Source organism: Brevundimonas sp. (assembly GCF_031082345.1).
Lineage (GTDB): Bacteria > Pseudomonadota > Alphaproteobacteria > Caulobacterales > Caulobacteraceae > Brevundimonas.
The window spans coordinates 1-2,507 of the sequence record NZ_JAVHLH010000331.1 but is presented as its reverse complement, the minus strand read 5'-3'; the positions used below and the strand labels follow the sequence as shown (position 1 = coordinate 2,507).

1 protein-coding gene, 1 pseudogene and 1 riboswitch are annotated in these 2,507 nt (G+C 67.9%); the gene and the pseudogene both read right to left on the bottom strand.

Annotated features, from left to right (window positions below; all coding sequences use genetic code 11):
• Nucleotides 1–33: 33 nt before the first annotated feature.
• Nucleotides 34–2,055, bottom strand: a complete 2,022-nt coding sequence (gene thiC, locus RDU12_RS14875) for a phosphomethylpyrimidine synthase ThiC (RefSeq protein ID WP_300290878.1) — start codon at nucleotides 2,053–2,055, stop codon at nucleotides 34–36.
• Between the two features lie 72 nt (nucleotides 2,056–2,127).
• Nucleotides 2,128–2,236: riboswitch (TPP riboswitch) on the bottom strand.
• A gap of 34 nt (nucleotides 2,237–2,270) precedes the next feature.
• Nucleotides 2,271–2,507: pseudogene (locus tag RDU12_RS14870) on the bottom strand (hypothetical protein); the annotation flags it as partial.

Here is a 2,507-nt window from a genome sequence, read left to right as displayed (position 1 = left end):
TTACAAGACGCTCAACTCTGTTTTAATCAGCTTTCACACCTTCACCTCCACCACCCCGCCCCCGGCCCGGAATTTCGCGCTCATCTCCGCCATCCCGGCCTCCGCTTCCGCGTCGGTGGGGGCCAACGATCCCCCCGCGTCGTTCTGCGCCTGGGCGTCCCGGCGGATGTCCTGGCTGATCTTCATCGAGCAGAATTTCGGGCCGCACATGCTGCAGAAATGGGCGGTCTTGTGGGCCTCTTTCGGCAGGGTGGCGTCGTGGTATTTGCGGGCCGTTTCGGGGTCGAGGCCGAGGTTGAACTGGTCTTCCCAGCGGAACTCGAACCGGGCGCGGCTGAGGGCGTCGTCTTGCAGGCGGGCGGCCGGGTGGCCCTTGGCCAGGTCGGCGGCGTGGGCGGCGATCTTGTAGGTGATGACGCCGTCCTTGACGTCCTGACGGTCGGGCAGGCCGAGGTGCTCCTTGGGCGTGACGTAGCAGAGCATGGCCGTGCCGAACCAGCCGATCATGGCCGCGCCGATGGCGCTGGTGATGTGGTCGTAGCCGGGGGCGATGTCGGTGGTCAGGGGCCCGAGCGTATAGAAGGGCGCCTCGTGGCAGTGTTTCAGCTGCTCATCCATATTGGCCTTGATCTTGTGCATCGGCACGTGGCCGGGGCCCTCGATCATGACCTGGCAGCCGTGGTCCCAGGCGACCCTGGTCAGCTCGCCGAGGGTGCGGAGCTCGGCGAACTGGGCCTCGTCATTGGCGTCGGCGATGGAGCCGGGGCGCAGGCCGTCGCCGAGGCTGAACGAGACGTCATAGGCCCGCATGATGTCGCAGATGTCCTCGAAATGCTCGTAGAGGAAGGACTCGCGGTGATGCGACAGGCACCATTTGGCCATGATGGAGCCGCCGCGGCTGACGATGCCGGTGACGCGGCTGGCGGTCATCGGCACGAAGGGCAGGCGGACGCCGGCGTGGATGGTGAAATAGTCGACGCCCTGTTCGGCCTGTTCGATCAGGGTGTCGCGATAGACCTCCCAGGTCAGGTCCTCGGCGACGCCGTTGACCTTCTCCAGGGCCTGGTAGATCGGCACGGTGCCGATGGGGACGCTGGAGTTGCGGATGATCCAGTCGCGGATGTTGTGGATGTTGCGGCCGGTCGACAGGTCCATGACGTTGTCGGCGCCCCAGCGGGTGGCCCAGACCAGTTTGTCGACCTCGTCGTCCACGGATGAGAGGACGGCGCTGTTGCCGATGTTGGCGTTGATCTTCACCAGGAAGTTGCGGCCGATGATCATCGGCTCGACCTCGGGGTGGTTGATGTTGTGCGGGATGATGGCGCGGCCGCGGGCGATCTCCTGACGCACGAACTCGGGGGTGACGAAGTCGGGGATGGAGGCGCCGAAGGATTCGCCGTCTCTGAGGGACGAGGGGCGAGGGTCGAGGGGCGAGGAAGAGAATGCCGCGTTGGACGACGCCATGGTCGAGCCGTCGGCGAAGGTGACGGTCGCGGCGCCTTCCCTCGCCCCTCGCCCCTCGTCCCTCGCCTCTTCCCTGCGCAGGTTCTCGCGGATGGCGACGTATTCCATCTCGGGCGTGATGATCCCGGCCTTCGCATATTCGTACTGGGTGACCGGGCGGCCTGGGACGCCCTTGAAGACCTTGTGGCGGGAGGTGTCGAAGCGGGGGGCGAGGTTCTTGCCGGAGGCGTGGCCGTTGTCCTCGGGCCTGACCTCGCGCGGGTTGGCGACGGGGGCGATGTCGCCGCGGTCGAGCTGCCAGCTGGACTTGACCAGCGGCAGGCCGCGCTGGATGTCGATGGTCACGGTCGGGTCGGTGTAGGGGCCCGAGGAGTCATAGATGGTCACCGGCGGCTCGTTGGCGCTGGGGTGGACGGCGACCTCGCGGAAGGGGACGCGGATGTCGGGGTAGAGTTCGCCCTGGACGTAGACCTTGCGGCTGCCGGCGCGTTCGCCGGTGGGGATGGTCCCGGTCTCGCGCATGACCTCATCGCGCGCGTCTTTCAGCGACAGATCGATATTGGGCTCGGGCGGGGGGACGGCGATGTTCATGGCGGCCTCGGTGTTGAGGGCGCCGACGTCGGTCCCCGCTTTCGCGGGGATGACGAGACCTCCCGCTTGCGCGGGGACAGTGCGGTCTCATCCCTTCGCCGGCATGACCCGGATCAGGTTCGACGGGTCAGGGGATCACCCCAATCTCAGCCGCTCGCGCGCGACCCCCCGGAGAACGCACCAGCCATACGCCTGAGGGGCCGCCGGTTCAATCGTCAGGGTTCCGACCAGCCGGGGACGGACAGGTCGACCGCGCCGCGCGGGTCGACGTCGAAGGACAGGGTGACGCGCTCGCGGCCGTGGGCGGGGACGTAGTCGAGGGTGGCGCCGGCGGTCCGGTCGCCGACCCGGCCCTCGATCTCGACGCCCGCGGCGGTCTCGTCGCCGAGGTTGCGCACCTCGATCTCGGCCAGCCAGACCGAGCCGGAGCGGCGGATCTCGCCGAGGCGGGC